Origin of the sequence: Vibrio sp. D54 (assembly GCF_021728075.1) — a bacterium.
Lineage (GTDB): Bacteria > Pseudomonadota > Gammaproteobacteria > Enterobacterales > Vibrionaceae > Vibrio > Vibrio alginolyticus.
This window is the reverse complement of the sequence record NZ_JAKKCS010000052.1, coordinates 1-1997: the sequence shown is the minus strand read 5'-3', so window position 1 is coordinate 1997 and position 1997 is coordinate 1. Positions and strand designations below refer to the sequence as shown.

The following is a 1997-nucleotide window of genomic DNA, read 5'->3' as shown; positions in this document are numbered from 1 at the left end:
CAATACTCTCAGCAACAACTGTCAGCGTACCTTCAGACAATCCAGAAAGGTCAACGTCGTCCAGAGACCAACTTCCACCAGTCACCACCGTTTCTAAGTTTATGACCGCTCCTAACGAGTCGGTTACGGTAACTTGGATACGCTGGCCATCTTCAATGTTTTCAATCGTCCCTTCGAGGCGAGTAGTCGCGATTTCGTACTGATTTAAATACTCATCCCCTCCACCATCAAAATTGACGTTCACCGTTGCAAGCGTATCTTTAATGGTCGTATCGACGGCGTTCAGGTTATTGCCATAAATGTCAGAAATCACAGAAGTCACCGTGAGCAGCCCTTCAGCAAGAGAAGACAGATCAACGCCTGATAGGGTATAAGCCTCGTTCTCTACGGTCGTTGTAACAGTAATGGAATTATTGAGACTGTCGGTAATGGTGATAGTAACAAGCCACTCATCGCTTATCTTGAGTGCGTCACCTTGAATCGTGACACTAGGAACTTCAAACTGATTTTCGTATCCATCACCGCCATCAAGAATATCCACCGTTAAAGAGGCATCATCGTTCAAACCTTCAATTGCCTCTAAGGTAATATCCAATGTTACGGAGGTGGTGTCACCGTCTGAATCTGTTGCATTAACTAACAATGGTATATCCAGGATTTGATCTTTTGACAGATCGAAAGAGCGATATAATTCAAAGGAATACTCTATTTCACTACTCGACTCTAAAGGTAATGTGGATAATAGTTTCGATTGAAAAATATTTACTTCCACCCCACCTTCTAAGATATAGCCAGTAATTGTCGTACCGTCATCAGACAGACGGTAAAGCAACTCACTTTCACTACTCACTAATGTGGGCTGGTTTAATTCGCTAAATCGAAGAGAGTCAACATAATCACTCCCGATATCGAGTTGAAGGCTCCCAGTCTTAAAGATTGCCCCACTTTCTAGATTAATCTCCTCCATTGCAACAACAGTCAAGTTGCTCAACGTAGGATCAACACCATCTTTCAACACGAAATCAATTTCATTCTCTACAAGCGGTGTAGAGTCTAGATCTGTCCCTCCAATGGTCAGCGGGAAAGTGACCGTATCACTGCTATTGAATTGATCGATAGTATGATCAAGAGTAAGCGAGATTGAAGCTAGTACATCGTTACCCGACTCAATGCCACTCAATGTTAACGTAAATACAGTAGCACCATTGGCAAATGCTGTAATTTGCTTTCCACTGGAACTTAACGTGTAGCTAAGCTCATTATCAGAGACTGAGCTTGTAAGCCCTAATGCTTCTAACTTAGTAATAGATGACCCACCGAAATACAAACTAGTCGGATCAGGGTTATCAGAGCCAGCAATCACATTAACACTGCCTTCGGTGGTTAATAATGCCGCTCCCAGAGGTACTTCTGCTGTTTTTATAGTAGCGCTGCCTACATAACCCGCTTGGCCATCTATAATGTCGATGGTCGCGGTGGCTACACCGTAATCTTTTGAATCATCGGCTGCGAGATAATCAAAAACGAGACTTTGCTCGACCGTGTGATCTAAGTTGCGACTGGCATTCAACTGCCAAGAGCCATCTGAAAATACGGTTAATTCACCCTTCTCTAGACTAAAACTTACTGAGCCACCATCAGGGACAGACTGGATCTCTCCTCCGGCTCTGACATATCGAATGTACAAGTCACCATCAATATCAATGTCATTCTCCAGTACATTGCCAGAAATGACTTGGCCTTCGGTTACACTATATGACTCATTTGCGATCACTGGATCGGCATCAAGGATGGCGATTTCTAGGGGGGCCACAACCGTTTCTTGTGTACCATCAGCATCACTTTGAATGCTTTCAACCAATACGTTAGCCACCAGCTCATCTTGACCTACACCATGATCAATCGCTTCATAAAAAGTAATTTGAACCGTACCATCATCATTGACTTCTGCTGAGAAAACTAATCGGTCGTCAGTCGATGTTCCTTGTAAGCTCAAC

The 1997-nt window shown here is 43.5% G+C and carries 1 pseudogene; it reads right to left on the bottom strand.

The annotated features are described in order from the left end of the window. A pseudogene (locus tag L3V37_RS23910) lies at positions 1-1997 on the bottom strand (RTX toxin); the annotation flags it as partial.